This is a genomic window from Mesorhizobium liriopis (assembly GCF_024053505.1).
GTDB lineage: Bacteria > Pseudomonadota > Alphaproteobacteria > Rhizobiales > Rhizobiaceae > Mesorhizobium_B > Mesorhizobium_B liriopis.
Genome location: NZ_JAMXQS010000005.1, coordinates 253,236 through 277,072, shown reverse-complemented (window position 1 = coordinate 277,072; position 23,837 = coordinate 253,236). Strand labels below are relative to the sequence as shown.

Sequence of the window (23,837 nt, the reverse complement as noted above, 5' to 3'; positions counted from 1 at the left end):
CCCATGCCGACGGCGCTTGCCCGGTGTCACGCCTGCCCCGTGTCTCGGTGGCGTTCCGAGACCTTTCATGGGTGTTCGGCGGCGTGGCCGATACGTTCGGTCAGCGGGAACTCGACCGTGCACCGAAGCCCGTCTGGCTCGAAAGTGAGCGTGGTTCTGGCCTTCAACTCGTGGGCGAGCATGTTCTGCAGCACTTCCGTTCCAAAACCGCGATGCGCCGGTGCCTGAAGCCGCTTCGTCCCGCGTTCTTTCCAGACAAGTCTAAGCTGGGGAGAGTTTCCGTTTCCGGAGACGTGCCAGGTCACATCCACTTTGCCGTCCTTGCCGACGAGCGCACCGTGCTCCACCGCGTTGACGGCCAGTTCATGCACGGCCAGCGACATGACTTGCGTGGCGCGCGGTTGCAGGAGAACATTCGGACCCGACAGCGTCACCTGCTCGCCTTCCGATGCGTCGTAGTGGTGAAGCTCTTCCGCGATGATGCGGTGGAGTTCGACTTCGCCGAGATCGTCGATGGCGCGCTGCGCCCGCATCAGCGCTTCCATCCGGTCTTCCAGATGGGCGACATAGGCGGTGACGTCCTCCTTGGCCTTGCCGGACTGCCGGATCACCGCGCGCAGCATGGCGAGCGTGTTGCGCAGCCGGTGCCGCAATTCACCCGGTGCATCGCCTTTATCGAGCAGACGTCGCAGCCTTGCATTGTCCGCTTCGAGTTCTGCCAGGCGCGATTGCACTGTTTCTTCGATCATGGCGTCTCTCATTCGCCTATCGCTCCACCGCAGAGGGAGCGCTCCACGCCCCGTCATGCAGTGGCTGACCATTGAAACGAAGATAGGCGGGATCGAAAAGCGAAAACTCCTTGAGAGCATTCAAATCGAGGAGATCGAGCCGCCGATGGCGCAGGTTCACGAACCCGAGCGACCGGAGTTCCCGCAGCGACCGGTTCACATGCACCGCGGACAAGCCCAGAGCGTCGCCGAGTTCCTGCTGGGTGACCGGCAAGGAGAAACCCGTTCTGTCCGCCAAGCCGACAACCGCAAGGCGCATGTGAAGTTCGCAGAACAGGTGACCCAACCGCTCCACGGCCTGCCGACGGCCGAGGCTGACCACGTGCTCGTGCTGAAGTTCCATGGCAGCGAGCGCATCCCACCACAGCGCCTGCTCGATCGAAGAGTTCTCCTGCGCCATGGCGCGCAGCTCGTCAGGCCGCAGACGCGCATAGGTGACGGGCGTCAGGGCCGTGATGGAATGGTTCATGAATGGCGGAAGGATTCCGAACGGCTCGCAAAGATCGCCCGGCAGGAAGAAGGCGATGATCTGCCTTTGCCCGTTCTCCAGGATCTTGTCGCGGCAAGCCCAGCCTTTGAGGATAAGCGTGAGCGAGCCCGGACGATCGCCCTCGCTGTAGATGTCATGCCGCGCCTCGGCATAGTGCAGCGATCGAGACAGGCCCATCAAAAGGATCTCGTCCTCGGTGGACAACTGTGCGCCTTGGCGCAACTTTCGAACGAATGGGCTCGTCATGCCTATGGTCTGCACCGCCAGTCCAGGAAGCGCGTGGAGAAAGATAGGTTTGTTTCACCTCCGCTCACGCATCCTGCAGGCTCCATCACCGCCCAGATTATGCACTAACATTTATCAGTGGGGTCGAACCTAACCCGCGATAATTCTCTGATTTCGCAAGCCATCGCGGAAATGCTTGAGTCCCGTCAAAGGTCAGCGCGTTGCTTTTCGGACCAGCGGGGCACTCCCGATGCCGAGCGCCATCGCGCCTCATGGCCTGGATTGACGGCACCAGACGCCTGAAATGCACGCGTTTCAACGAAATGAAACGCCTCGAACGCATTCGGCCAGGCTACTAGCCCGAACCAAGCGGAAGATGGCCGAAAGGAGCGATCGGAGAAAGTCCGCCAATTCTCCGTTGCACGAGGCTATCCCGGTGCCACGCGTTCGAGCGTCATCTTGCTTTCGGTTTCGATGATGCAAGACGTTCAGTGTCCTGCGTCGAGCTCCGACCAAATGGCGTCCACAAGATCGGCGAAGCGGGCGTCTTTACGAAGCTGCTTAGGGTCACGCGGGCGGGGCAGGTCGACCGCTATGTCGCGGACGATGTGTCCCGGTCGCGGGGACATCACCAGCACACGGTCGGACAGCGTGACGGCCTCCTCGATATCGTGAGTGACGAAAATCACCGAGCGCTTGTATTCCGACCACACGCGCAGGAGTTCGCGACCCATGGCGATCTTGGTCTGGGCATCGAGCGCCCCGAAGGGCTCATCGAGAAGGTAGATGTGCGGCTCGAAGGCAAGCAAGCGGCCGAGTGCAACCCGCTGGCGCATGCCACCCGAGAGCTGGTGCGGCCGGTGCTTCTCGAAGCCTGAAAGGCGCAGGAAACCGATCAGTTCCGCCACGCGCGCATCGCGCCGCTCATGCGCAATGTTGGCGAGCTCGGCACCGATGCGGATATTGTCGGCCACGCTCGCCCACGGCAGAAGCGTGTCGCGCTGGAACATGAAGCCGATGCGCTCGCGGTTCTCCTCCAGGCTGCGGCCATTGATCCGCACCGTGCCCTTCTCATGGGCGAGAAGCCCCGAAAGCACGCGCAGGACCGTGGATTTGCCGCAGCCCGACGGACCGACGATCGACACGAACTCGCCTTTACCGACTGCGAAACTCGCCTCCGAGACGACCGGGATCCTGCCGCCTTCAGGCGTAGGATAGGCGACATCCACGCCTTCGAACCCGATCTTGGGCTTGGTCGGTGCCGCGTCATGATGGAGGTGGCGGGCGACGGCATTCATGCCGCTCTCCATCCGCTGATCCTTTTTTCAAGCCGCGCGACCAGAAGGTTGCCTCCCGCCGCGATCGCGGTGAGCGCAACGAGCCCGGCAAAGACGCCGGTTGTGTCGAGCCGGCCGGCAGAGTTCTCGATATACCAGCCCAGACCCGCGCTCGAGCCGATCAGTTCCGCCACCACGGCCCCGATCAGCGACAGGCCGATGCCGATGCGCAAGGACGCGATCACCCATGGCGCGAGCCAGGGCAGGATCACCTTGCTCAGCATCAGGGCGCGCGGCGCGCGCATGGTTCGGAAAAGATCCACCAGATCGCGATCGATGGTCTTCAAACCCTCATGGATGTTGAGCATGAAGATGAAGATCACGGTCGAGAACGCCATCATGACCTTGGAAAACAGGTCGATGCCGAACCAGATGATGAAAAGCGGCGCGAGTGCGACCCGCGGCAGGCTGTAAAGTGCCATGATGAAAGGCTCAGCCACCTCGTTCGCATATTTGTAGCGCGCCATGGCGATGCCGATCGGCACGCCCACGGCAAAGGCCAGGGCCAAACCCAGCGCGGCCTCGGTCAAGGTGCGTTGCATGTGAACGAAAAGCTCGCCACTCAGCGCCAGCGTCCAAAGCCGTTCACCGACAGCCGAGGGGCTCGAGATCCAGATCTCGCTAACCCCGAGATGCCCAGCCGACTCCCAAGCAGCAAGGATCAGAACCAAGACCAGCAGCCGGTCGCGCGCGAGTTTCAAGGAGCGGCGCGTGCCCGAAGCAGGCAAGGCCGGTGCGGTTTGCGCAAGATCGGTCATTGGCCGTTTGCTCCGACGCCGGTTTCCCTTGGACGCGCCGGATCGGCACTCCATGCCGACCATGAGCCTGGGAAAAGGCTCGCCTCGATCCCGATCGCAGCGAGTGCTGCGATCTGATGGGACGCCGCGACGCCGCCACCGCAATAAACCCCGACGGGCTTCGACCCATCGACACCGAGCGCGGCGAAGCGAGCTTTCAAAGTGTCTGCGCTGGCATAGGCGCCATTCTCGGGATCGATGTTGCCGGAAGTCGGGATGTTGATCGCTCCCGGAATGTGGCCGGCGGCAAAGAACGCCGCATCGCGAGCATCGATCAGCACGCCGTTGCGCACGAAGCCTGCGGCGTCATCGGCGCTGAAATGCGGCAGGCGACCGGATGACAGAACCACGTCCCCCCGCGCAGAAAGCGGCACTGCGGTTTCGAGCGCATGGCCGCGCGCCGTCCATGCGTGCAGCCCGCCGTCGAGCAGCCTCGCCTGATCGAGCCCGGCCCAGCGCAGCGTCCACCAGCCGCGCGCGGCTTGCCGGTTGCGATTGTCGTCGTAAAGGACGACGAGGCTGTCCGAGCGTATGCCCCAGCGGCGCGCATCGTGCTGGAGCCGCTCGATCGGCGGCAAGGGCCGCTTGCCGCTGAAGCCCTCGGGACGGCCGGTCAGTTCGTGGACGAAATCGACTGCGACCGCCCCCGGCAGGTGTCCTGCGAGATAGGCCGTGCGCGGATCATAGGCCTTATCCTGGCTGAAACGGATATCCAGCAGAACAACGGAACTGCTTTCGAGGCGCGCCTCGAGCTCTTCCGCCGTGATCAGAACGGAAGTGCGGCTTTGAGCTTGATCCGGCATCGCAGCGCTCCGTCAGGCTACGCCCGCCGCGCGGGCAGGGGTGTGAAGCGACGGCGTGGGTTTGGGCGATGCGCCGGCCTCCCTTGCCTTGCGCGCTAGCGCATTGGCCGGTTTCGGGAGACCGAATAGGCCGCGAAAGGTACGCTCCTCATACTCCTGACGCAACAGCCCGCGCCGTTGCAATTCCGGCACCACGAGCTCCACGAAGAGTTCGGCTGTGCCCGGCAGGTAGGGCGGAAACAGGATGAAGCCGTCTGTGGCGCGTTCGGTGAACCATTCCTCGAACACATCGGCGATCGTCCTGGCATCGCCCACGATTTCGGCCCCACCACCGGAACGGCGGAAATAGAGGTAAAGGTCGCGCACGGTGAGCCTGTCGGTCCCGAAGCTGTTCTTGGCCTGGGCCAGGATGCGCCGTGCGCCTTCCATGGGCGTTCCGATCTGTGCCTCGATTTCGTCGAGCGGCGTCTGCTGGCTTAAGCCGGCAAGATCGAGACCGATCGCGGTTCCCAGCGGCGTCAGATTGTCGTCGGTGACGGAAAGGTCCTGAATTTCCCGATACTTGCGATGGGCGGCTTCCTTGGTCCGCCCGACATAGACGGCGATGCCGCTGACCAGAGCCTGACTGTCCGGGTCGCGCCCGAACTTCGCAAGCCGTCCCTTGATGTCGGCATAGTAGGCCTTGGCCGCATCGAGGTGGAGCGCGGTGCCGAAGCGCACATCGGCGAATTCCGCGCCGAAATCCTTGGATCGCTCGGATGCGCCGGCAGTGAGAAGCGGGATCTGTCCCTGCGGCGGGCGCTCGATGTTGAGCGGCCCTGCCACCTGGAAGTGCTCGCCGCGGTAATTCAGGCGGTGCACCTTTGCGGCATCCACGAAGAGCCCGCTGGCCTTGTCGCCGACCAGCGCATCGTCTTCCCAAGAGTCCCATAGGCCCTTGAGGATCTGCACGAACTCGTGTGCATTGTCGAAGCGGTGATCGGTGCCCCAGTGCTCGGAACGGCCGAAATTGAGTGCGGCTTCCGGATCACGGCCGGTGACGATGTTGAGCGCGAGCCGCCCGCCGCTCAGGTGATCGACCGTGGCCGTCGCACGCGCCACGTTGAACGGGTCCGAATAGGTCGTGTTCACCGTGGTCACCACGCCGATGCGGCTGGTGACGGCCGCAACCCAGGCCGCGAGCGTCAGCGCCTCGGGACGCGTGACGAGATTGGGGTGCAGTGCCTGCGTTTCGGGCAGGCCGACGACGCGGTCGCCGATGAAGAAGAAGTCGAGTTTCCCTTTTTCGGCCAGCAGCGCCATATCGCGCATGAAGACAGGGTCGAAGGTGCTGTCGGCGCGCGCTTCGGGCAGGCGCCATCCGGCTGGGTGAAAGCCGGTGGCCCAGATCGAAAAGCCCAGCCGCAAATGTCTGCGTTCCGCAGTCATGGCATCGTCTCCATTGCGTGCGGGAAAGTCAGTTGAGGTAGGTGCCGGGATTGGCCGTCGCGAAATCGACCGTCGTCAGATCCGGGTCGATGACTGCGAGATCCTTCTGTAGACGCGCATAGGACGCCTCACTGAAGCGACCGCTTGCGACCAGCGAGCGCGACAGGCCTTCCGCAACCTTGCCTGCGATCTCATCGGACAGGTCGGGATAAATCTCCTTGAGCGCGGCAACGGTGGTCGCGCGGTCTTCGATCACCAGTTTCTGCGCCTTGAGCGTCGCCTCCGCGACGGCCTGAGCGATCTTCGGGTTCTCTTTCACGTATGAATCCAGCGCGAGAAGCGCGAGGCCGGGAATCTCCTGGGTTCGCCAATCATAAACGATGCGATAGCCCTGGCCGCTGAGCCGGATCGCGTCGAGATTGCCGAACATGCCGGCATCGATGCGGCCCGTGTCGAGGGCGGCTTTTTGCGCCGCACCGACGCCCGCGCCCAACACCTCGATGTCGCTGCCGACCGCGAGGCCGTTTTCATGCGCTTCGAGGCGAATGAGATTTTCGGTGAGGCTGCCCGCCGATGTGATGCCGACGCGTTTCCCCTTGAGGTCGGCAAAGCTCTTGACCGGTGAGGCTTCGGGCACGAGCAGAGCATAAGTATGCGTGCCTTGCAGTGCGAACGCGACAGCCGCATCCACGCCGCGTGTCTTCAACCGGATCACGTGTTCGGGGGCCGCGATCGCATACTGGATGCCGCCGCCCACCAGTGCCTGGATGCTCGGCGCACCACCTTTGAAATTGACGATCTCGGCGTCGATTCCAGCTTCTTTGTAGAAGCCCTTGTCGATTGCGATCTTCACCGCGAGCGAGTTGTCACTGAGTGCGCCCGGTGTGCCGAACACCACGCGCTCCTGCGCCCATGCGCCCGCCGCCGAGACGCCAAGCACGAGGGAGACGGCAAGTCCGTGAAAAAGAGATGGCAGCGCGCGCGGCTTCGCGAACTTGAACATGAGTTGCTCCGATCCAGAATAGCGCTGAGGCTATTTCCAACGGACCGAAGCCGACAGGAATAATCTGCCATTGTCTGGGCAGATGGTGAATTTTGGTTCGATGAGCCGCCGTGAATGCAAACAGCGCGGTCGGGGACCACTGATCACAGCCGGAAACCGGCATCCCATTGAGCGCTATGCATTTGGTGGCTCCCCGGCACGCGTGCCGCGGCTTCCTTGATGAGGAAAGCCTGCGTCGTGTCGTGTGGGTGCGTTCATGGTTCTTACGCCACGTCGAACTTGACGCCTTGGGCGAGCGGCAGGGTGCGGCCGTAATTCACCGTATTGGTGGCGCGGCGCATATAGGCCTTCCAGGCATCAGAGCCCGATTCACGACCCCCGCCCGTTTCCTTCTCGCCGCCGAACGCGCCGCCGATCTCGGCACCCGAGGGCCCGATATTGACGTTGGCGATGCCGCAATCCGAACCGCGCACGGACAGGAAGGTTTCGGCTTCGCGCAGGTCGTTGGTGAAGATCGAGGAAGACAGGCCCTGCGGCACGTCGTTCTGCAGATGGAGCGCCTCGTCGAAGCCCTTGTAGCGGATCACGTAAAGGATGGGTGCGAATGTTTCCTCGCTCACCGGACCGGTCTGGGCGGGCATCTCGACCAAGGCAGGGCGGGCATAGAAGGCGTCGGCCGCACCCTCGACCTCGACACGCTCGCCGCCCGTCACCGTGCCGCCTGAAGCTTTAGCGGCTTCCAGCGCGGCCTGCATGCCCTCGAAGGCCTTTGCATCGATCAGCGGGCCGACGAGGTTGCCGTCGAGCGGGTTGCCGACGCTGACGGATTGGTAGGCGCTCTTCAAACGGGGCACGAACTGCTGGTAGATGCTTTCATGCACGAACAGGCGGCGCAAAGTGGTGCAGCGCTGACCGGCCGTGCCCATGGCGGCGAAGGCGACGCCGCGCAGGGTCAGGTCGAGATCGGCGGACGGGGCGACGATCGCGGCATTGTTGCCGCCAAGCTCGAGAAGCGCGCGGCCGAAGCGTGCGGCAACACGAGGCCCCACCGCCCGGCCCATGGCGGTGGAACCAGTGGCGGACACGAGCGGCACAAGCGGATGATCGACCAGGGTCTCGCCGACATCGCGCCCGGCAATGAGAAGGGTCGAGAGACCATCGGGCGCTTCCCCACCCTCAGTGCGGAAGCGGGCAAGCGCACGCTCGAACAGCTTCTGCGTGGCGAGCGACACGAGCGGGGTCTTTTCTGACGGTTTCCAAGCGGTCGCATTGCCGCAAACGAGCGCGAGAGCCGCGTTCCACGACCATACGGCCACAGGAAAGTTGAAGGCCGAGATGATGCCGACCACGCCCAGCGGATGCCAGGTTTCCATCATCCGATGCTCGGCCCGCTCGGTGGCAATCGTCAGGCCATAGAGCTGGCGTGACAGGCCGACCGCGAAGTCGCAGATATCGATCATCTCCTGCACTTCGCCCAAGCCTTCCGACGGGATCTTGCCGACCTCGATCGAAACGAGGCGACCGAGCGCTTCCTTCTCGGCGCGCAGTTCCTCGCCGAGCAGGCGTACCAGTTCGCCGCGCTTGGGCGCCGGAACCAGACGCCAGGCGAGAAAGGCCTTGTGGGCCGCTTCGATCGCTGATGCAGCATCCGACGCGCTGATCGTCTTCACGGCCGCCAGTGTTTCGCCGGTTACCGGCGAGCGCACGGAAAGATCGCCGCCCGATAGCGAGGCGGCGTCCAGGCCAAGGCTCGACAGGATCGCGGCCGCCTCGTCCTTGAGCGTTTTCCCGGTGCTCGCCGTGTGGTGGATGTTCATCTTGGATCCTTTCAGAATAAGGGAAACGCAAAGCGCTCAGATGCGCGACGACAAATGCGCCACTTGCGCGCCGACCTCGTAATAGGCTTCGCGCACGCTGCGGAAACTCTGAGCCTTGGGCTCTGTGATGGCCAAAGGCATGTCATCCTCACCGATCTCGCCTGCGATCAGTTGGGCCAGCGCCTTCCCGAACACCGTGCCCGGCCCGATGCCGCGCCCGTTATAGCCCGAGAAGGACACGACGCGATCCGCCAGCCGGTGAAAGCGCGGCACGGCGTCGGTCGTCATGCCGATCTTGCCATGCCATTCGGATTCGAGGGCCACACCGGCAAGCTGTGGGAAGAGCCGTTTGAGCGAGCGGCGCACCCATCTTTTGTGGATAGCGGCACCGCTGCCGCGCAGCGCACCCACGCTGCCGAAGACGAGCCGCCCTTGTCTGTCGAAGCGGAAGGAGGACAAGACATCTTTGGTGTCCCAGCAGCCCTGCCGCTCAGGCAGGATCGAGCCGCGCAGATTATCGGACAAGGGCACGGTCGCCATCTGGAAATAGGGCAGGTGCACGATCTCCTCGCGGATGGCGGGCCACGGTGCCCCTTTGTCCGCCGAGGTATAGGCGTTGGTAGCGACCACGATCCAGCGGGCCCTCACCGAGCCCTTCGGTGTTGTGACGCGCCAGTTCTCGCCGGATCGTTCGTATCCGGTCACCGGCGATCCGGTGTGGACCGTGGCCCCTGCTGCCGTCGCAGCAGTGGCGAGCCCGCGCACATAAGCGAGCGGCTGGATCGTGCCCGCGCGACGATCAAGCAGCGCCGACGTGTAGTGGGCCGCACCGACCTTTCGCTGTGTCGACGCGCGGTCGAGCAGTTCCACATCGGCCCCGCGCGCCTGCCACTGCCGCGCGCGCTCGGCGAGTTCCGCGGCGCCCTTCGCGCCCACTCCCAGATGCAGCGTTCCGGTGCGTGTCGCTTCGCACTGGATGCCGTGCTTTTCGATCAGCTCGAACACCACGCGGGGCGCATCACCGAGCATGCTCAGAAGACGCTCGCCATGGGTCGCGCCCAGCACGTTCGGCAGCTCGTCGGGCATCACCCAAAGCCCGGCATTGACGAGGCCCACATTGCGGCCCGAGCCGCCGAAGCCGATTTCGGCGGCTTCAAGCACTGTGGCGCGAACCCCGCGTTCGGCCAGATGCAGCGCCGTCGATAGCCCGGTGAAGCCCGCGCCCACCACCACCACATCGGCCGTCACATCGCCGCTCAATGCCACGGTTGCGGGTGCTGCCGGTGCGGTGCGCTCCCAAAGGCCATGCGAGCGGGGATCGTTCAGCATGGCGCATGTCCTGCGGCGGAACGGTGTCCGAGAAGCGCCTCGACCGGATGGCGTGGTCGAAAGCCGGCGAAGCGTTTCGTCTGGCAGTAGTATGAGAAGCCCATGGCAAGCACCCTGCGGGCATCCGTCTTTTTGATCGGCTTGCGCCAACCCATGTCGAACAGTTCGCGCGACATAGCCTCATGCTCCGTCTGATAACCGAACGCTTCAGCTATGCCGCAGCAATCGACAGAAGGAAACTACGCTTCGAGTTCAGATGTCGCCCAGCCTAGGCGACGTTTCGCAATCCTATGGTCGAATTTCTATCCCTTCGGCATAGTCGATCATGCCGCATTGGACGGTCTTTACGAGCCGGGCAGGACCTATGGCGCGTTTGCGGGGCAAGGGCTTCTGGGCACGATCGACTCCTGTTCCGGCGAGATCACATGGCCAGGCGGCGCATGGCTGACCCATGCCGCCGTGATGCCTGTCGTGCCCGACCTCAGGCCGCGTCGCGTTTGATGGCGGGACGTCCGAGCGCGAGCCCTGCTTCCGTGACAGCCTGGGCGATGCGGGCCTGGATGATGGGCGAGGCCAGCTTGCCGTCAACATAGTCACGCTCGGATACGAAGGTCGCGGTCGGCAGCACGAGCGCTTCGAAGAACCCGAACAGCGGGCGCAACTGGTGCTCGACCACCAGCGCATGGCGTTCGCCGCCGCCGGTGGCCAGGATCAACACCGGCTTGCCGCGCAGGGCATTGGGGTCGAGCAGGTCGAAGAAGTGCTTGAAGAGCCCGGTATAGGAGCCTTTGTAGGTGGGGGAGCCGACAACCAGGAGATCGGCCTGGGTCACCGCATCGAGAACCATCTTGGCCTGTGCGTCGAGCTCGCCCGCCCAGCGAGCTGATCCAAACGACGGCCCGAGATCGGCCACGTCGAAGCTTTGAGCCCGCAAGCCATATTGCCCGCCCACTTCGCTCGCGACACTTTCCACCAGCGCCCGCGTCTTGGACGGTTGCGTAAAGTTGCCCGAAAAGCCGACGACCTTGCCTGTCATGTCACTCAAACCCGTATTCTCTTTCATGTCGGTACCGAGCATGTCGCAAGGTGGAAGCGGGGGAAAGAAACCCGAAGCGAGGTCTGAAACCTCAACCGGAACAGTTTCGCGCCGAAACGGCCGAGAGGCGAAAAATAAGCTCCGTAACGGCGCTGCCATGCATGGGAACGACGCCAGATCACAGAATGCGTAGCCAAGCTTTCACTCCTTCCGCGCTGTTTCGCTGTCCTGTTTGTCATGCGCGGTGGTCAAGCCGTGCCGTGATGCGGTCGCCGAGCCACTGGATTCCACAGACCATGACGATCAGAACGGCGACGACGGCGATCATCACGCCGGTCTCGAAGCGCTGATAGCCGTAGCGGATGGCGAGGTCGCCCAGGCCCCCGGCGCCGATGGCGCCCGCCATGGCGGAGGCGCCGACCAGCGTCACGAGCGTCACCGTGAAGCCCGACACGATGCCGGGCAGCGCTTCGGGCACCAGAACCTCGCGGATGATCGTCCAGCGATTGCCACCCATGGCGCGCGCGGCCTCGATCAGCCCGCGATCGACCTCGCGCAGGGAAACTTCGGCGATGCGCGCATAATAGGGGGTGGCGGCGATCGCGAGCGGCACGATGGCCGCATTGGTGCCGAGCGAGGTGCCGACGATCAGCCGCGTCACCGGAATGAGGGCGACGAGCAGGATGATGAAGGGCACCGAACGAAAGGCGTTGATGACCGCGCCCAACACCCGGTTGATCCAGAGATTTTCCGCGATGCCGCCGCGGTCGGTGATAACGAGTGCCAAGCCGAGCGGCAGGCCGGCGAGGAGTGAGATGAGCCCGGAGGCTCCCGTCATCAGCAATGTTTCCCAGGTGGAGCGCCAAAGCAGTTCAAGCATGATCGGCGACATGGCCGAGGACCTCCATCTGTGCGCCGCGTCGCTGCAGGAATTGAGTGGCGCGCTGAAGCGCACCGGCGTCTGAACCTTCAAGGCGCAGGAAAAGCGTGCCGACCGGCTCGTCCTGAATCGTGTCGATACCGCCATGAACGAGCTGCACGCCAAGGCCCGTTTCGCGTGCGAGATCGCCGATCAGACTGCCGCGGGCGGTATCACCTGCCACATCCACGCGCAGGAGAGCATCGCCTGGCCCGTCCGCCGAGAGCATATTCGCGAGGCTCTCGGGCAGTTGAGGGCGGATGGTGGAGAGAAGTCGCCGGGTGACCGCCGATTGCGGCTGGGCGAAGACATGCCATACCGCACCCTCCTCGACGATCCTGCCTCCTTCGATCACCGCCACGCGGTCGGCTACCGAGCGCACCACTTCCATCTCATGGGTGATGAGCAGGATGGTGAGACCGAGCTGGCGGTTGATGTCCTTCAGAAGTGCCAGGATCGACTGCGTGGTTTCGGGATCGAGAGCCGATGTCGCCTCGTCCGACAGGAGCAGGGCAGGCTTGGCGGCAAGCGCACGCGCGATGCCCACACGCTGCTTCTGCCCGCCCGACAGCTGGTTGGGGAACTGGTTGCGCTTTTCGGCCAGGCCCACCAGGTCGAGGAGTTCGCCCGCGCGGCGCAGGCGCTCACTCTTCGGCACGCCCGCGATCTTGAGCGGCAGTGCGACATTGGCCTCGACGGTCTTGGCGGATAACAGGTTGAAATGCTGGAAGATCATGCCGATGCGCCGACGCAAAGGCTGCAATTGGCGCTCGCGCAGGCGCGCGATCTCGCGCCCCTCGATGAAAACCTCGCCGCTGTCGGGGCGTTCCAGGCCATTCAAGCAGCGGATCAGCGTGGACTTGCCCGCGCCCGACCGGCCGATCAGGCCGAGCACCTCGCCTTTGTGGATCGTGAGCGACACGCCATCGAGCGCCGGCGTCTCGCCGAAGCGACGGCGGACATCGACCAGGCGCACCACGGCGTCGGTCGCGGAGGACTCGGTCGCTGAAAGTCGAGAGGGCGTGGATCGGGCCAAGGGAAGCGGACTGTGTTGGTTCATCGTGTGTGGCTCATAGCAAAAGTCCGCGCATCGGGCGATGCGCGGACCCTTTCGGTTGCTGAACGGCGAATGCTCAATAGGCGCTGATGCCCGTGCCCTTGTAGACGCGATCGAACTCGGCCTTCACCGTGTCGTTCTGGTAAGACGACACCAGAGTCTTTACCCAGGGCGCGTTCTCATTGCCTTCCTTGACCGCGATGAAGTTGCGGTAAGGGTTGTCGGCGACCGGTTCCTGCGCGACGCGGTCATCGGCCGACAGGCCGCTCTTCAGCGCCCAATCGGTGTTGACCACTGCTGCATCGAGATCGGTGATGGAACGGCCGACCACGCCGGCGTCGAGTTCCTTGATCTCGAGCTTCTTGGGGTTCTCGGTCACGTCCGCAAGGGTCGCCAGAATGCCGGTACCATCCTTGAGCTTGATCAGCCCTTCGTTCTGCAGCACGCGCAGCGCACGGCCTTCGTTGGACGGGTCGTTCGGCACGCCGACCACGGCACCCTCGGGCAGGTCGGCGACGGTCTTGTGCTTCTTGGAATAAAGGCCGATCGGCCAAACGCCGGTATAGCCGACAGCCTTGATGTGATAGCCCTGCGACTTGATCTGGGCATCGAGATAGGGCTGGTGCTGGAAGGCGTTGGCATCGATCTCGCCGCGCTCGAGGGCCTCGTTGGGCTGGGTATAGTCGTTGAACACCACGGTCTCGATCGCGAGGCCCTTCGCCTTGGCTTGGTCGACAACCACGCGCCACACGTCTTCGTCCTCACCGCTTATGATGCCGACCTTGATCGAGGACTTGTCCTGCGCCTGCGCGCTCAACGGCGCGGCGAAGTTCGTCAAGGCGAGTGCCGAGGCGAACAACGCTGCGAGGCCTGCGCGCCGCGTGATCGTGGAGAACCGGGTTTTGAAGCCAATCGGTGTGTCGGTCATGATAGGAGTGCCGTTGTTTCGAATTGAGCAGGCCGTGCGGTTCGCTTGGGCCTTTTGCCTAAAGATGAGGCAAGTCGTGCGGAATTGCGAAGCTGTTTGGTTTGCGCCCTTCGGAGAAAGTTAGAAAATTATTCTAATGTTCAAAAGGCAGTTGAGAGAGGCGTATGCGGCCCTTGTGGGCAAGGCCTATCTCAAGCCGTCTCGAAGAAGCGGTTGGCGGGGCGCTCAAGGCCCAGATTCTCGCGCAGGGTCTTTCCCTCGTATTCAGTGCGGAAAAGGTTTCGGCGCTGAAGCTCCGGCACGAGCTTTTTGACCACGTCATCGAGGCCCGCAGGCAGGTCGGGAAACATCACGTTGAAGCCGTCCGAGCCTTCCGCGAAAAGCCACTCCTCCATCTGGTCGGCGATCGTCTCGGCCGTGCCGACGAAAGCGAGACCGGCATAGCCGCCAAGCCGCTGGGCGAGCTGGCGGACGGTGAGGTTCTCTGCTCGCGCCAGTTGGTAGACGCGCTCGCGTCCGCTCTTGCTTTGATTGGTTTCAGGTGTCTCGGGCAGGGGTGCATCGGGATCGAACTTCGAGGCATCGTGCCCGAGCGCGACCGAAAGCGAGGCGATGGCGCTCTCGTAGTGAACGAGACTGTCGAGCTTGGCCCGTTTGGCTTTGGCTTCCTCCACCGTGTCGCCTACCACGATAAACGCACCCGGCAGGATCTTGATCGCATCGCGCGAGCGACCGAGCTTTTCCGCGCGCGCCTTCACGTCGGCGAAGAATTCCTGTCCGGCCTTCAGCGTGTTGTGGGCGGCAAAGATCACTTCCGCCGTTTCCGCCGCCAGTTGCCGGCCTGCCTCGGACGCGCCCGCCTGCACGATCACCGGCCAGCCCTGAACGGGGCGCGCGATGTTGAGCGGCCCGCGCACGGAAAGATGCTCGCCTTTATGGTCGAGCACATGCATCCTGGCGGGGTCGAAATATTCTCCGCTTTCGCGGTCGCGGGTGAAGGCGTCGTCGGCGAAACTGTCCCACAGACCGGTGACGACATCGTAGAATTCGCGCGCACGGCGGTAGCGCTCGTCGTGATCAACATGCTCGTCGAGCCCGAAATTCAGCGCCGCGTCAGGGTTCGAGGTGGTGACGATGTTCCAGCCAGCGCGGCCCTGGCTCAGATGGTCGAGCGAGGCGAAGCGGCGGGCGATGTGGTAGGGCGCGTCGAAGGTCGTGGAAGCGGTGGCGATCAGGCCGATATGCTCCGTCACGGCGGCAAGTGCGGAGAGCAGCGTGAAGGGCTCGAACGAGGTCACCGTATGCGAGCGTCGCAACGCCTCGATCGGCATGTTTAGCACGGCCAGATGGTCGGCCATGAAGAAGGCATCGAACTTCGCTGCCTCGAGTTTCTGCGCAAAGCTCTTCAGGTGTGCGAAGTTGAAGTTGGCATCGGGATAGGCCCCAGGATACCGCCACGCGCCCGTGTGAAGGCTGACGGGACGCATGAAGGCACCCAGGCGAAGCTTGCGGTCATGGTTCATGGGGGGCTTTCGGATGGTGGCGCGGCCGGAAGAGGCTCGATGTGTGGCGGCACGCGCAGCACTTCAAGGCCGGCAAAAAACGTGCCGTAAGGTCATGCCGAAGCAGCCCGCAACGTTTCTCCCGATACGGCACCATTCTGCCCCCGCAACGGCGCGTGAAAAGCAATCGGCTCTTCGCAGAGGCGTCCGTGCAACCCTTCCGCGAGAACGAACCCGTCTTCCCAGCGCCCGAAACCGCTGGCAATGTTGATGTGGCCCGCCTCGCCCAGATCGAAAAACGCCGAGCCCCATCGAAGAGCCTGCGCCTCTGCCGCTTCGAACGCCATGAATGGGTCGTTGCGGCTGGCGACCAGGATCGAGGCAAACGGCAATGCGAGCTCATGGGCGGAGGCGAACTCGCGCGTTTCGGGGAAGCGGTCGGACAGGGTCTCAGGATCGGCCGGCGCCACGAGCAGGGCGCCGCTCACATGCGCAGCGGCAGGACGGCCGGCAAGGGCCGCGACCAGCGAGCAGCCGAGGCTATGCGCCACGAGCACCACGCCCGGCGGTGTCGCCTCGAGGCGTGCTTCGAGGGCGTGCAGCCAATCGGCCAGGCGGGGCTCCGACCAGTTTTCCTGCTCGACCGTCTCGGCCCCTGCGACCTCGCTCGCCCAGATATGCTGCCAGTGACCTTCGGGCGACCCATTGAGGCCCGGAACGATCAAAGTATGAATGTTCAAGGTATCAGTCACGATGCCTTTCCACTTCACCGAATGGTCGAAGACTAGAGATTTGCGTGATGCAGGAAAAAGAACGTTCTGCCGAAATTATGGCGCATAGGAGAAAGCTGGACCTCACTGCTGACACACGGGGAATCGCCGTGCTTTGCAAGCTCTGCTGCGGCCCGGCTGAGCTCGGCGTGTAAGGCGAGGCGAACATGGGGCCCACGCATCGCACACTGGACAATGGCGATGCATCTTCGTGCCATGCTCGACCCGCCCGCAGTCGAACGCTGGAATGCCGGCCCGTCACCTTCGGCTTTCTCGGGCAAGGATATTCTCTCCTTTGCCTCAAGATTGGCAAAACCTCGCTCCCCTCGCGTCATGCGCTGGCCGAACATCCGGATGTTAGAAAAATTTTCCGGGGTGACCACGATGACCAAACTGACGCGACGAATCCTGCTCCTGAGTTCCGTGGCCTTCGCCGGCTTCGCCACGCTCAGCCCTTCCATGGCCGAAGACCTCAAGATCACGGTCGGTTACCAGACGGTGGTCGAACCATCCAAGGTGCCGCAGGCCGATGGCGCTTACGAGAAGGCGGCCAAGGCCACCATCGACTGGCGCAAGTTCGACTCGGGCGCCGAAGTGATTGCCGCAGTCGCATCCGGCGCGCTCGACATCGGTTATGTCGGCTCGAGCCCCCTAGCGGCGGCAGCCAGCCGGGAATTGCCGATCCAGACGATTTTCGTGGTCGGCCTGATCGGGGAATCCGAGGCGCTGGTCGTGCGCAACGGCGCGGGCATCGAGAAGGTGGCTGACCTTGCGGGCAAGAAGGTCGCGGTGCCTTTCGTGTCCACCACCCATTACAGCCTGCTTGCTGCCCTCAAGCATGAGAAGGTCGATCCGGGCAGCGTGCAGATCCTCAACCTGCGCCCGCCGGAGATCGCAGCCGCCTTCGAGCGTGGCGACATCGACGCGGCCTATGTCTGGGATCCGGCGCTCGGCAAGGCCAAGGAAACCGGCAAGGTGATCCTGGATTCCGCCACCGTCGCCGAATGGGGCGCGCCCACTTTTGATGCCTGGATCGTGCGCAACGAGTTCGCGCAAGAGCATCCCGAGGCCGTGCGTGATTTCGTGAAGGTCACGGGCGAGGCCTATGCCCAGTATAATGCCGACCCGGCCAAATGGAGCGCGGACTCGGCCGAAGCCGGCAAGATCGCCAAGCTGACGGGCGCCAAGCAGGAAGAGGTGCCGGCACTTCTGAAGGGTTACGTCTATCCGTCGCTTGCGGATCAGGCTTCCACCAAGTTCCTGGGCGGCGATACGGTGAAGGCCATCGCGGCGACCTCCGCCTTTCTCAAGGAGCAGGGGAAAGTCGATACGGTGCTGTCCGACTACGGGCCGTATGTGACGACCAAGTTCGTTTCCGAAGCGCTCAGCTCGAACTGATACCGAGCGAAGACACCATGGCCCGCCCCGTCTTCGATGGGGCGGGTTTTCCCTGAACAAGGCCACTTCCCATGTCACTGCTCGAATTGGATCATGTGAGCGTGCGCTACCAGAACGCCGTGCGGGACGCCGTGGCGGATGCTTCGCTACGCCTGTCTTCCGGGGATTTCTTGGTTCTCACCGGCCGCTCGGGCTGTGGCAAGACCACATTGCTGAACGTTGCCGCGGGCTTCGTCTCGCCGAGTTCGGGCATGGCGCGGGTGGATGGCCAGCCGATCGCCGCGCCGGGTGCGGACCGTGCGGTGGTATTTCAGAGCGACGCCCTTTTCCCCTGGGCGAGCGTGCGCGAGAACGTCGCCTTCGCGCTTCGCATGAAAGGCGTGCCACGCCGTGAACGCGATAGGCGTGCCGATGCGCTGCTTGCCCGCGTCAAGCTTTCCGGCTTTGGCGATAAACCGGTCTGGGAATTGTCGGGCGGCATGCGCCAGCGGGTGGGGTTGGCGCGCGCACTGGCTGCCGAGCCGCGCTTCCTTCTGATGGACGAGCCGCTCGGCGCGCTCGATGCGCTGACCCGCGAACGCATGCAGACGCTGCTTCTCGACATCTGGGCCGAAAGCGGCACCGGCATCCTGATGGTCACGCACGGCATCGAGGAGGCGCTGCTGCTCGGCACGGAAGTGATCGTGATGACACCCAACCCCGACACAGGCCAGCAAGGGCGGATCACGCGTCGCATCCCCGTTTCCTTCGGCCGTCGCTATCGCGCGGGCGAGCCGGTGCGTGCGATCCGCGCCGATCCCGCTTTCGCTGCAGCGCGCGCGGAACTCGCCGACGCCATTTTCGAAGGGGAACTGCAATGAGCCTCTTCACCCAGAGCATTTCCCCTGAAACGCTTTCGGTCGCCACTTTGGCACGCATCGAAAGCCAGGGCGGGATCGACCCCTTCGCGAGCCCCAGCCATCCCCCACGTGTCTCTGCGCCCAGCTTCCGCCTGCCCGCACGTGCGATCAGCGCCATCACTCTTCTGGCGCTGATCGCGCTCTGGTGGCTCGCCGCGCAGTACAAAATCGTATCGCCGGTCTTCCTGCCCGGACCGGAAGCCGTTTTCCGCAAATTCATCACTGTTGCACGCGATGGTTTCGTCGACGCGACGCTGTTTCAACACCTTCTGATCAGCCTGGGACGCGTCTTTGCTGCCCTTGCCGCAACGCTTCTGATCGGCGTGCCGGTGGGTCTTCTGATCGGGCTTTCGACAGTCGGGCGCGGGGTCTTCGATCCCTTGCTCGAATTCCTGCGTCCCCTGCCGCCGCTCGCCTACCTGCCTTTGGTGGTGATCTGGTTCGGCATCGGCGAGCCGTCAAAAGTGTTGGTGATCGGGCTTGCGATGCTCGCGCCCATCGCGCTCTCCACGGCGGCGGGCGTGCGTGCCGTCAACGAGGAGCGTATCCGTGCCGCCCGTGCGCTGGGGGCCTCGCGTCTGCGCACGGTTCTCCATGTCACGATCCCCAGCGCCCTGCCGCAGATATTCACCGGCCTGCGCATCGCGCTGGGCGCTGGCTGGAGCACGCTGGTCGCGGCCGAACTGGTCGCGGCGACACGAGGGCTCGGCTTCATGATCCAGTCGGCCGCGCAGTTTCTTGTCACCGATGTGGTGCTGGTGGGCATCTTCACCATCGCACTCGTGGCGTTCGCGCTCGAATGGGCGATCCGCACACTGGATCGCCGACTGGTGCCATGGAGCGGACGGGACTGATCGATGTCTCAACCGCCAATTCTCGTCAGTGAATGGCGAGCCGGATCGATGATAGAGAAATGTTTCGCGAGGCCTTGTTGGCGCCTCTACCCCTTCAGCGCTCATAGTGCGGAAGGGCGAGGCCGCGGGTAATGGCCAGCGCCCGCACGACGAAAGCCAGCGCAAAGGCGACCATCGCAGCGATCGCGGCTGGAACCCCCAGCGAAAGCAGGATCACGAACGAGCCGGAGCCGGCTGCAACGGCAGTGACATAGATTTCGGGCCGGATCACGATCGAAGGCACGCCAGCCAGCACATCGCGGAAAATGCCGCCGAGACACGCGGTGATCACGCCCATCACGGCGGAAGGCAAAGCGGGCACGCCATATTCCAAAGCCTTCGCCGCGCCGTACACGCCATAGGCACAGATGCCGATCGCGTCGAACCATTCGAGCGCGCGCTCCGCCCACCAGCCGCGCGGGGTGCACCAGACGACGAGTGCTGCGCCGAGGCAGACCACGAGCGGCACCGGGTTTGCGATCCAGAAGACCGGCGCGCCGATGAAGAGGTCGCGCACCGTTCCGCCACCGACGCCTGTTGCGACCGCGAAGAAAGCGAAGGTCACCATGGTTTGACGCGCCCCGGCGGCCACCAGTGATCCGGAAATCGCGAAGACTGCGGTCGCGAGCAGGTCGAGGATCTGGAGGGTCGGGATCGGAAGTGGTGGCATGAACGCACTCTGGCCTCTGGGCAGAGCCCCACATGGCATTGCCGACGTTTCGAGTCGATCCATAGCTGGATCGAGTGGCGTCGCTCAGTAGTCTCCTGAAACAGGCAGAGCATCGAGAAACCGCTGGGCGTCCTGACGCATGGCGGCAAGCTTCCCGGCATCCATGCGCTTCATCGTCGAAAGCGTCTGCGTCATGCGCGGGTTGGTTTCGAAGCGGGTGGCATGGCGCGCCACGAAGTCCCAATAAAGGGCGTTGAAGGGACAGGCATCCGGGCCGCTGCGGCTCTTCACGTCATAGCGGCAGTTCCGGCAATAGTCCGACATGCGGTTGATGTAGTTGCCCGACGCGACATAGGGCTTGGTGGCGAAGAGGCCGTTATCGGCATAAAGGATCATGCCGACCACATTGGGCATCTCCACCCATTCATAGGCGTCGTGATAGACCACGAGATACCATTCCTGCACCGCGCGCGGGTCGAAGCCGCCGAGCAAACAGAAATTGCCGAGCACCATCAGGCGCTGGATGTGGTGGGCATAGGCGTTGCGGCGGGTGTCACCGATGCACTGGCGCAAACAGTTGAGATCTGTCTCGCCGCTCCAAAAGAAGTCCGGTAGCGGCCGCTTGGCATCGAGCGCGTTGCGGTCGCCATAACCGGGCATCTCGCGCCAATAGATGCCGCGCACGAATTCGCGCCATCCGATGATTTGGCGGATGAAGCCTTCGGCCGCATTGAGCGGTGCATGGCCTTGGCGAAAAGCGTGTTCGGCCGCCTCGCAGCATTCGGCCGGGTCGAGCAGCCCGCAATTGATGAGCGCCGACAAGTGCGAGTGGAAAAGCAGCGGCGCGCCTTCGCGCATCGCATCCTGATAGGTGCCGAAGTCAGGCAGCGCCTTGGCCACGAACCAGCGCAGATAGCCATGGGCCTGCCTGCGCGTGACGGGGTAGTCGAAGTCTTCGAGCGAGCCGAAATGATTGCCGAAGCGCCGTGACACGAGAGCGAGCACGTCCTTCGTGATTTCATCGGGCTCGTAGAAGGGGCGTTCGGGCGGCTCGACATCCTTTGGCAGTGTCTTGCGATTCTCGTGATCGAAGTTCCACCGCCCACCCTCGGGCGTGCCGTTGGACCGCATCAGATAACCCGTACGCCGCCGCATGCGCCGATAAAAATCTTCCATCAGAAGCGGCTGGCTTTCGCCTGTCGCATCACCTGCCATCATGGCGAACTCATCATGCGAGCAGAGAAAGCGCGTATCGGCGCGGATCTCGACCGGCACGCTGAGCGCATTCTGCCAGCCGAGAAGCATCTGCTGCACGCGCCACTCGCCGGCTTCGGTGACGACGACACCTCCGACCACGTGTCGCTTCAAGGCGCGTTCGAGCTCGCCCGAGAAGCTGCCGGTGTTGTCGGGGTCATCGAGCTTCACGTAATCGACAATGATGCCCGCCTGACGCATGTCGCCGGCGAAATGGCGCATGGCCGAAAACAGGAAGGCGATCTTGCGCTGGTGATGACGGACATAGGTGGTCTCATCCGCCACCTCCGCCATCAGCACCACGTCGCCACGCTTGAGATCGGAAAGGCTGGAGATATGGCGCGACAGCTGGTCGCCCAGGATCAAGCGCAGGCGTGCCAAGGAACCAGCCCTGTCAGCCGAGGCGCTTCACCTCCTCGCGCCAGTCATGTTCCTGCCTGAAGCCCAGCACGTCGCGGATCTTGCGGTTGGAGAGTGGCGCTTCCCATTCACCCATCGGACGGGTGATCGGCACTTCCGGGCACCAGCGCTTGAGGAACTCTTCCGTTGGCTCGTCGGCCGTGATCGTATCGTTGGTGGCGTTGAAGACCTCAAAGCCCAGGCCGTCCTTTTCGAGGCACAGATGCACGATCTGGCCGAGATCGCGCGCATCGATCACGCTCCATGCATTGCGCTTGCGCGACATCGGGTCGGCGAGAAAGCCGGGGAAGCGGTGATACTCGTCGGGCTCGATCACATTGCCGATGCGCAAGGCATAGATGTCCGCACCGTAGCGCGCGGCAAAGGCACGCGCGGTGTTTTCGTTGACCTGCTTGGACAGACCATAGGAATCCATCGGGTCGATCGGGTAGTCTTCCTCGAGCGGAAAGCGATGGAAGTCGCGGTCGCCTTCCGCGAAGCAGACGCCATAGGTGGTCTCGCTCGACGCGACGATCACCTTGCTGATGCCGAGCTTCACTGCCGCTTCGATCACGTTGTAGGTGCTCATCACATTGATGCGGAAGGTTTCGTTGTCAGGCTTGATGAGAACGCGCGGCACGGCGGCGAAATGCACCACGGCATCGACGGGTGCCGGCGGGTGGCCTTTCTCGAAGCCCTCGAAGCCGAAATGCGTGGTGAGCGCATTGAAGACCTGCGCGCCGTCCGCGAGATCCGCGTAAAGCGTGTTGACGCCTTCGCAGTCGAGCGGGGCCAGATCGACGTTCAGGACTTCGTGCCCCTTGGCTTTCAGCCACGGTACGACATGCCGCCCGGCTTTGCCCGACCCACCCGTGAACACGATCCGCTTCGGCATACTGTTTTCTCCAACACCGGAAGTGCCGATCTAGGGCCGGCCTCGCATGGGGAAAGGCAGGGCGCACCTCATACGTCGTCGTCGCGGCAAGACCGGTATGCGTCGAGGCCGCGCCGAACTTGCGAATGGCGGTGCCTGCCGTCTTTCTGTTTGCTCGTGGCACCGCTACACACCCTCATGGCCTTCACGCTTCGCCAGCTTCAGTTCTTTATCGCGGTTGCCGAGCGCGGCACGGTTTCGGGCGCGGCGCAGGGGCTCTCGATCTCGCAGTCTTCGGTGACGGAGGCTATCAAGGAACTCGAAGCCGATCTTGGGGTGAAGCTCTTCGAGCGACGGTCGCGCGGGCTGGAACTGACCCATCAGGGCCACCAGTTCCAGCGCCATGCGACCAAGATCTTGGCCGGCGTTTCGGACGCAAGGCGGACCTTCCACGATGATGCTCCAAAGCCCGGCGCGCGGCTGCATCTGGGGGTGACCTCGCTTGTCGCCGGCTACGTGCTGTCCGATCTGCTCGCCCGGTTTCGCCGTGCCTATCCCGCGGTGGAAGTCTCGGCCATCGAGGACAATGGCGACTATCTCGAACATCTCTTGGTCGGCGGCGAACTGGATGTGGCCGTGATGGTGCTGTCCACCTTGCGCGACCGGATGGCGCTGGAAGCCGAAGTGCTCGACGTTTCGCCCTATCGGCTCTGGCTGCCGCTCGGCCATCCGCTGACGCAGGAAACGGCGGTGGAGATCGCGGCCGTTGCGCGCGAGCCTCTGGTGATGCTGACCATCGACGAGATCGAGGAAAACACCGGCAAGGTCCTGGCGGCACTCGGCGCGCGGCCCCATGTGGCGTTCCGGACCCGCTCCGTGGAGGCCGTGCGCAGCCTTGTGGCGACGGGCGCGGGCGTGGCCCTTCTGCCCGAACTCGTTTACCGCCCCTGGTCGCTCGAAGGCGACCGCATCGAGCGCCGCCCGGTATCCGGCCCGCTGCCCGCCGTCGAGGTCGGCATGGTTTGGCGGCGCGGGTCGGGATTGGCGCCTGCCGCGCGCGACTTCATCGATGTCGCGCAATCGCGTGCCCGCGCGCTGGCGGCGGAGAACGGTCGGCGTTCTGATATCGGTTGAGCCGATATCGCTATTCGACCGAATGCGTTTGCCGAAACCACCATTTGTTGCAACCTTGCTGCCCGGGAACAGCACTGACCGTGAACC

At 63.7% G+C, this 23,837-nt stretch carries 24 protein-coding genes; 5 read left to right on the top strand and 19 right to left on the bottom strand.

Annotation, left to right across the window (positions count from 1 at the left end; genetic code table 11):
• Positions 1–65 precede the first annotated feature (65 nt).
• From NGM99_RS11315 to NGM99_RS11270, 10 genes are all read right to left on the bottom strand, one after another.
• Complete coding sequence (locus NGM99_RS11315; RefSeq protein ID WP_252818960.1) at positions 66–749, bottom strand: HWE histidine kinase domain-containing protein; 684 nt, start codon at positions 747–749, stop codon at positions 66–68.
• Positions 750–765: 16 nt separating this feature from the next.
• Complete coding sequence (locus NGM99_RS11310; protein WP_252818958.1) at positions 766–1,524, bottom strand: Crp/Fnr family transcriptional regulator; 759 nt, start codon at positions 1,522–1,524, stop codon at positions 766–768.
• A gap of 467 nt (positions 1,525–1,991) precedes the next feature.
• Positions 1,992–2,801, bottom strand: a complete 810-nt coding sequence (locus NGM99_RS11305; protein ID WP_252818956.1) for an ABC transporter ATP-binding protein — start codon at positions 2,799–2,801, stop codon at positions 1,992–1,994.
• On the bottom strand, positions 2,798–3,598 hold the full coding sequence (locus NGM99_RS11300) for an ABC transporter permease (protein ID WP_252818954.1): 801 nt from the start codon (positions 3,596–3,598) through the stop codon (positions 2,798–2,800). The genes NGM99_RS11305 and NGM99_RS11300 overlap by 4 nt, the downstream gene beginning before the upstream one ends.
• On the bottom strand, positions 3,595–4,440 hold the full coding sequence (locus NGM99_RS11295; RefSeq protein ID WP_252818952.1) for a sulfurtransferase: 846 nt from the start codon (positions 4,438–4,440) through the stop codon (positions 3,595–3,597). Before NGM99_RS11295 ends, NGM99_RS11300 begins: the two co-directional genes overlap by 4 nt.
• A gap of 12 nt (positions 4,441–4,452) precedes the next feature.
• Positions 4,453–5,868, bottom strand: coding sequence for an NtaA/DmoA family FMN-dependent monooxygenase (locus NGM99_RS11290; RefSeq protein ID WP_252818950.1), 1,416 nt, complete (start codon positions 5,866–5,868; stop codon positions 4,453–4,455).
• A gap of 28 nt (positions 5,869–5,896) precedes the next feature.
• Positions 5,897–6,871: an ABC transporter substrate-binding protein gene (locus NGM99_RS11285; protein ID WP_252818948.1), complete on the bottom strand. Its 975-nt coding sequence runs from the start codon at positions 6,869–6,871 to the stop codon at positions 5,897–5,899.
• A 263-nt stretch (positions 6,872–7,134) separates the two neighbouring features.
• Complete coding sequence (gene amaB / locus NGM99_RS11280; protein ID WP_252818947.1) at positions 7,135–8,688, bottom strand: L-piperidine-6-carboxylate dehydrogenase; 1,554 nt, start codon at positions 8,686–8,688, stop codon at positions 7,135–7,137.
• A gap of 36 nt (positions 8,689–8,724) precedes the next feature.
• Positions 8,725–10,017, bottom strand: a complete 1,293-nt coding sequence (locus tag NGM99_RS11275) for an NAD(P)/FAD-dependent oxidoreductase (protein ID WP_252818945.1) — start codon at positions 10,015–10,017, stop codon at positions 8,725–8,727.
• The gene (locus NGM99_RS11270; RefSeq protein ID WP_252818943.1) at positions 10,011–10,193 is read right to left on the bottom strand and encodes a hypothetical protein; all 183 of its coding nucleotides are present in this window, start codon (positions 10,191–10,193) and stop codon (positions 10,011–10,013) included. Before NGM99_RS11270 ends, NGM99_RS11275 begins: the two co-directional genes overlap by 7 nt.
• Before the next feature lie 157 nt (positions 10,194–10,350).
• Here NGM99_RS11270 and NGM99_RS11265 point away from each other — a divergent pair, with 157 nt between their 5' ends.
• Positions 10,351–10,518: a hypothetical protein gene (locus NGM99_RS11265; protein WP_252818941.1), complete on the top strand. Its 168-nt coding sequence runs from the start codon at positions 10,351–10,353 to the stop codon at positions 10,516–10,518.
• Here the strand turns inward: NGM99_RS11265 and msuE are convergent.
• The 6 genes from msuE to NGM99_RS11235 form a co-directional block, all read right to left on the bottom strand.
• A complete protein-coding gene (gene msuE / locus NGM99_RS11260; protein ID WP_252819205.1) occupies positions 10,499–11,053 on the bottom strand; it encodes an FMN reductase in 555 nt (184 codons plus the stop codon). The genes NGM99_RS11265 and msuE overlap by 20 nt on opposite strands.
• Positions 11,054–11,288: 235 nt before the next feature.
• Positions 11,289–11,945: a methionine ABC transporter permease gene (locus NGM99_RS11255; protein WP_252818938.1), complete on the bottom strand. Its 657-nt coding sequence runs from the start codon at positions 11,943–11,945 to the stop codon at positions 11,289–11,291.
• Positions 11,926–13,032, bottom strand: a complete 1,107-nt coding sequence (locus tag NGM99_RS11250) for a methionine ABC transporter ATP-binding protein (RefSeq protein WP_252818936.1) — start codon at positions 13,030–13,032, stop codon at positions 11,926–11,928. Before NGM99_RS11250 ends, NGM99_RS11255 begins: the two co-directional genes overlap by 20 nt.
• Before the next feature lie 73 nt (positions 13,033–13,105).
• Positions 13,106–13,957: a MetQ/NlpA family lipoprotein gene (locus NGM99_RS11245; protein ID WP_252818934.1), complete on the bottom strand. Its 852-nt coding sequence runs from the start codon at positions 13,955–13,957 to the stop codon at positions 13,106–13,108.
• 191 nt (positions 13,958–14,148) lie between these two features.
• Positions 14,149–15,480: an LLM class flavin-dependent oxidoreductase gene (locus NGM99_RS11240; protein WP_252818933.1), complete on the bottom strand. Its 1,332-nt coding sequence runs from the start codon at positions 15,478–15,480 to the stop codon at positions 14,149–14,151.
• Between the two features lie 92 nt (positions 15,481–15,572).
• Positions 15,573–16,211: an alpha/beta hydrolase gene (locus NGM99_RS11235; protein WP_252818931.1), complete on the bottom strand. Its 639-nt coding sequence runs from the start codon at positions 16,209–16,211 to the stop codon at positions 15,573–15,575.
• A gap of 402 nt (positions 16,212–16,613) precedes the next feature.
• On the opposite strand from NGM99_RS11235, the gene tauA reads away from it, so the two are divergent.
• The 3 genes from tauA (at position 16,614) to NGM99_RS11220 (ending at position 19,380) form a co-directional block, all read left to right on the top strand.
• Positions 16,614–17,627, top strand: coding sequence for a taurine ABC transporter substrate-binding protein (tauA, locus tag NGM99_RS11230; RefSeq protein ID WP_252818929.1), 1,014 nt, complete (start codon positions 16,614–16,616; stop codon positions 17,625–17,627).
• 71 nt (positions 17,628–17,698) lie between these two features.
• Positions 17,699–18,487 carry a taurine ABC transporter ATP-binding protein gene (locus NGM99_RS11225; RefSeq protein ID WP_252818928.1) on the top strand — a complete coding sequence of 263 codons (789 nt, stop codon included), beginning with the start codon at positions 17,699–17,701 and terminating at the stop codon, positions 18,485–18,487.
• Positions 18,484–19,380, top strand: coding sequence for an ABC transporter permease subunit (locus NGM99_RS11220; RefSeq protein ID WP_252818926.1), 897 nt, complete (start codon positions 18,484–18,486; stop codon positions 19,378–19,380). The genes NGM99_RS11225 and NGM99_RS11220 overlap by 4 nt, the downstream gene beginning before the upstream one ends.
• A 94-nt stretch (positions 19,381–19,474) precedes the next feature.
• On the opposite strand, the gene NGM99_RS11215 is transcribed toward NGM99_RS11220, so the two are convergent.
• From NGM99_RS11215 to NGM99_RS11205, 3 genes are all read right to left on the bottom strand, one after another.
• Positions 19,475–20,089, bottom strand: coding sequence for a trimeric intracellular cation channel family protein (locus tag NGM99_RS11215; protein ID WP_252818925.1), 615 nt, complete (start codon positions 20,087–20,089; stop codon positions 19,475–19,477).
• Positions 20,090–20,173: 84 nt separating this feature from the next.
• Complete coding sequence (locus tag NGM99_RS11210; RefSeq protein ID WP_252818923.1) at positions 20,174–21,724, bottom strand: cryptochrome/photolyase family protein; 1,551 nt, start codon at positions 21,722–21,724, stop codon at positions 20,174–20,176.
• A 13-nt stretch (positions 21,725–21,737) separates the two neighbouring features.
• Positions 21,738–22,637: an NAD-dependent epimerase/dehydratase family protein gene (locus tag NGM99_RS11205; RefSeq protein ID WP_252818922.1), complete on the bottom strand. Its 900-nt coding sequence runs from the start codon at positions 22,635–22,637 to the stop codon at positions 21,738–21,740.
• Positions 22,638–22,814: 177 nt separating this feature from the next.
• Between NGM99_RS11205 and NGM99_RS11200 the strand changes: the two genes are divergently transcribed.
• Positions 22,815–23,750 carry a LysR family transcriptional regulator gene (locus NGM99_RS11200; protein ID WP_252818920.1) on the top strand — a complete coding sequence of 312 codons (936 nt, stop codon included), beginning with the start codon at positions 22,815–22,817 and terminating at the stop codon, positions 23,748–23,750.
• The last annotated feature ends 87 nt before the right edge of the window (positions 23,751–23,837 follow it).

Excerpts from the sequence above, each read along its gene's own strand:
- NGM99_RS11315 (WP_252818960.1), bottom strand. The coding sequence starts at position 749 with ATGATCGAAGAAACAGTGCAATCGCGCCTGGCAGAACTCGAAGCGGAC.
- NGM99_RS11310 (WP_252818958.1), bottom strand. The coding sequence starts at position 1,524 with ATGACGAGCCCATTCGTTCGAAAGTTGCGCCAAGGCGCACAGTTGTCC.
- NGM99_RS11305 (WP_252818956.1), bottom strand. The coding sequence starts at position 2,801 with ATGAATGCCGTCGCCCGCCACCTCCATCATGACGCGGCACCGACCAAG.
- NGM99_RS11300 (WP_252818954.1), bottom strand. The coding sequence starts at position 3,598 with ATGACCGATCTTGCGCAAACCGCACCGGCCTTGCCTGCTTCGGGCACG.
- NGM99_RS11295 (WP_252818952.1), bottom strand. The coding sequence starts at position 4,440 with ATGCCGGATCAAGCTCAAAGCCGCACTTCCGTTCTGATCACGGCGGAA.
- NGM99_RS11290 (WP_252818950.1), bottom strand. The coding sequence starts at position 5,868 with ATGACTGCGGAACGCAGACATTTGCGGCTGGGCTTTTCGATCTGGGCC.
- NGM99_RS11285 (WP_252818948.1), bottom strand. The coding sequence starts at position 6,871 with ATGTTCAAGTTCGCGAAGCCGCGCGCGCTGCCATCTCTTTTTCACGGA.
- amaB (WP_252818947.1), bottom strand. The coding sequence starts at position 8,688 with ATGAACATCCACCACACGGCGAGCACCGGGAAAACGCTCAAGGACGAG.
- NGM99_RS11275 (WP_252818945.1), bottom strand. The coding sequence starts at position 10,017 with ATGCTGAACGATCCCCGCTCGCATGGCCTTTGGGAGCGCACCGCACCG.
- NGM99_RS11270 (WP_252818943.1), bottom strand. The coding sequence starts at position 10,193 with ATGTCGCGCGAACTGTTCGACATGGGTTGGCGCAAGCCGATCAAAAAG.
- msuE (WP_252819205.1), bottom strand. The coding sequence starts at position 11,053 with ATGACAGGCAAGGTCGTCGGCTTTTCGGGCAACTTTACGCAACCGTCC.
- NGM99_RS11255 (WP_252818938.1), bottom strand. The coding sequence starts at position 11,945 with ATGTCGCCGATCATGCTTGAACTGCTTTGGCGCTCCACCTGGGAAACA.
- NGM99_RS11250 (WP_252818936.1), bottom strand. The coding sequence starts at position 13,032 with ATGAACCAACACAGTCCGCTTCCCTTGGCCCGATCCACGCCCTCTCGA.
- NGM99_RS11245 (WP_252818934.1), bottom strand. The coding sequence starts at position 13,957 with ATGACCGACACACCGATTGGCTTCAAAACCCGGTTCTCCACGATCACG.
- NGM99_RS11240 (WP_252818933.1), bottom strand. The coding sequence starts at position 15,480 with ATGAACCATGACCGCAAGCTTCGCCTGGGTGCCTTCATGCGTCCCGTC.
- tauA (WP_252818929.1), top strand. The coding sequence starts at position 16,614 with ATGACCAAACTGACGCGACGAATCCTGCTCCTGAGTTCCGTGGCCTTC.
- NGM99_RS11225 (WP_252818928.1), top strand. The coding sequence starts at position 17,699 with ATGTCACTGCTCGAATTGGATCATGTGAGCGTGCGCTACCAGAACGCC.
- NGM99_RS11220 (WP_252818926.1), top strand. The coding sequence starts at position 18,484 with ATGAGCCTCTTCACCCAGAGCATTTCCCCTGAAACGCTTTCGGTCGCC.
- NGM99_RS11215 (WP_252818925.1), bottom strand. The coding sequence starts at position 20,089 with ATGCCACCACTTCCGATCCCGACCCTCCAGATCCTCGACCTGCTCGCG.
- NGM99_RS11205 (WP_252818922.1), bottom strand. The coding sequence starts at position 22,637 with ATGCCGAAGCGGATCGTGTTCACGGGTGGGTCGGGCAAAGCCGGGCGG.
- NGM99_RS11200 (WP_252818920.1), top strand. The coding sequence starts at position 22,815 with ATGGCCTTCACGCTTCGCCAGCTTCAGTTCTTTATCGCGGTTGCCGAG.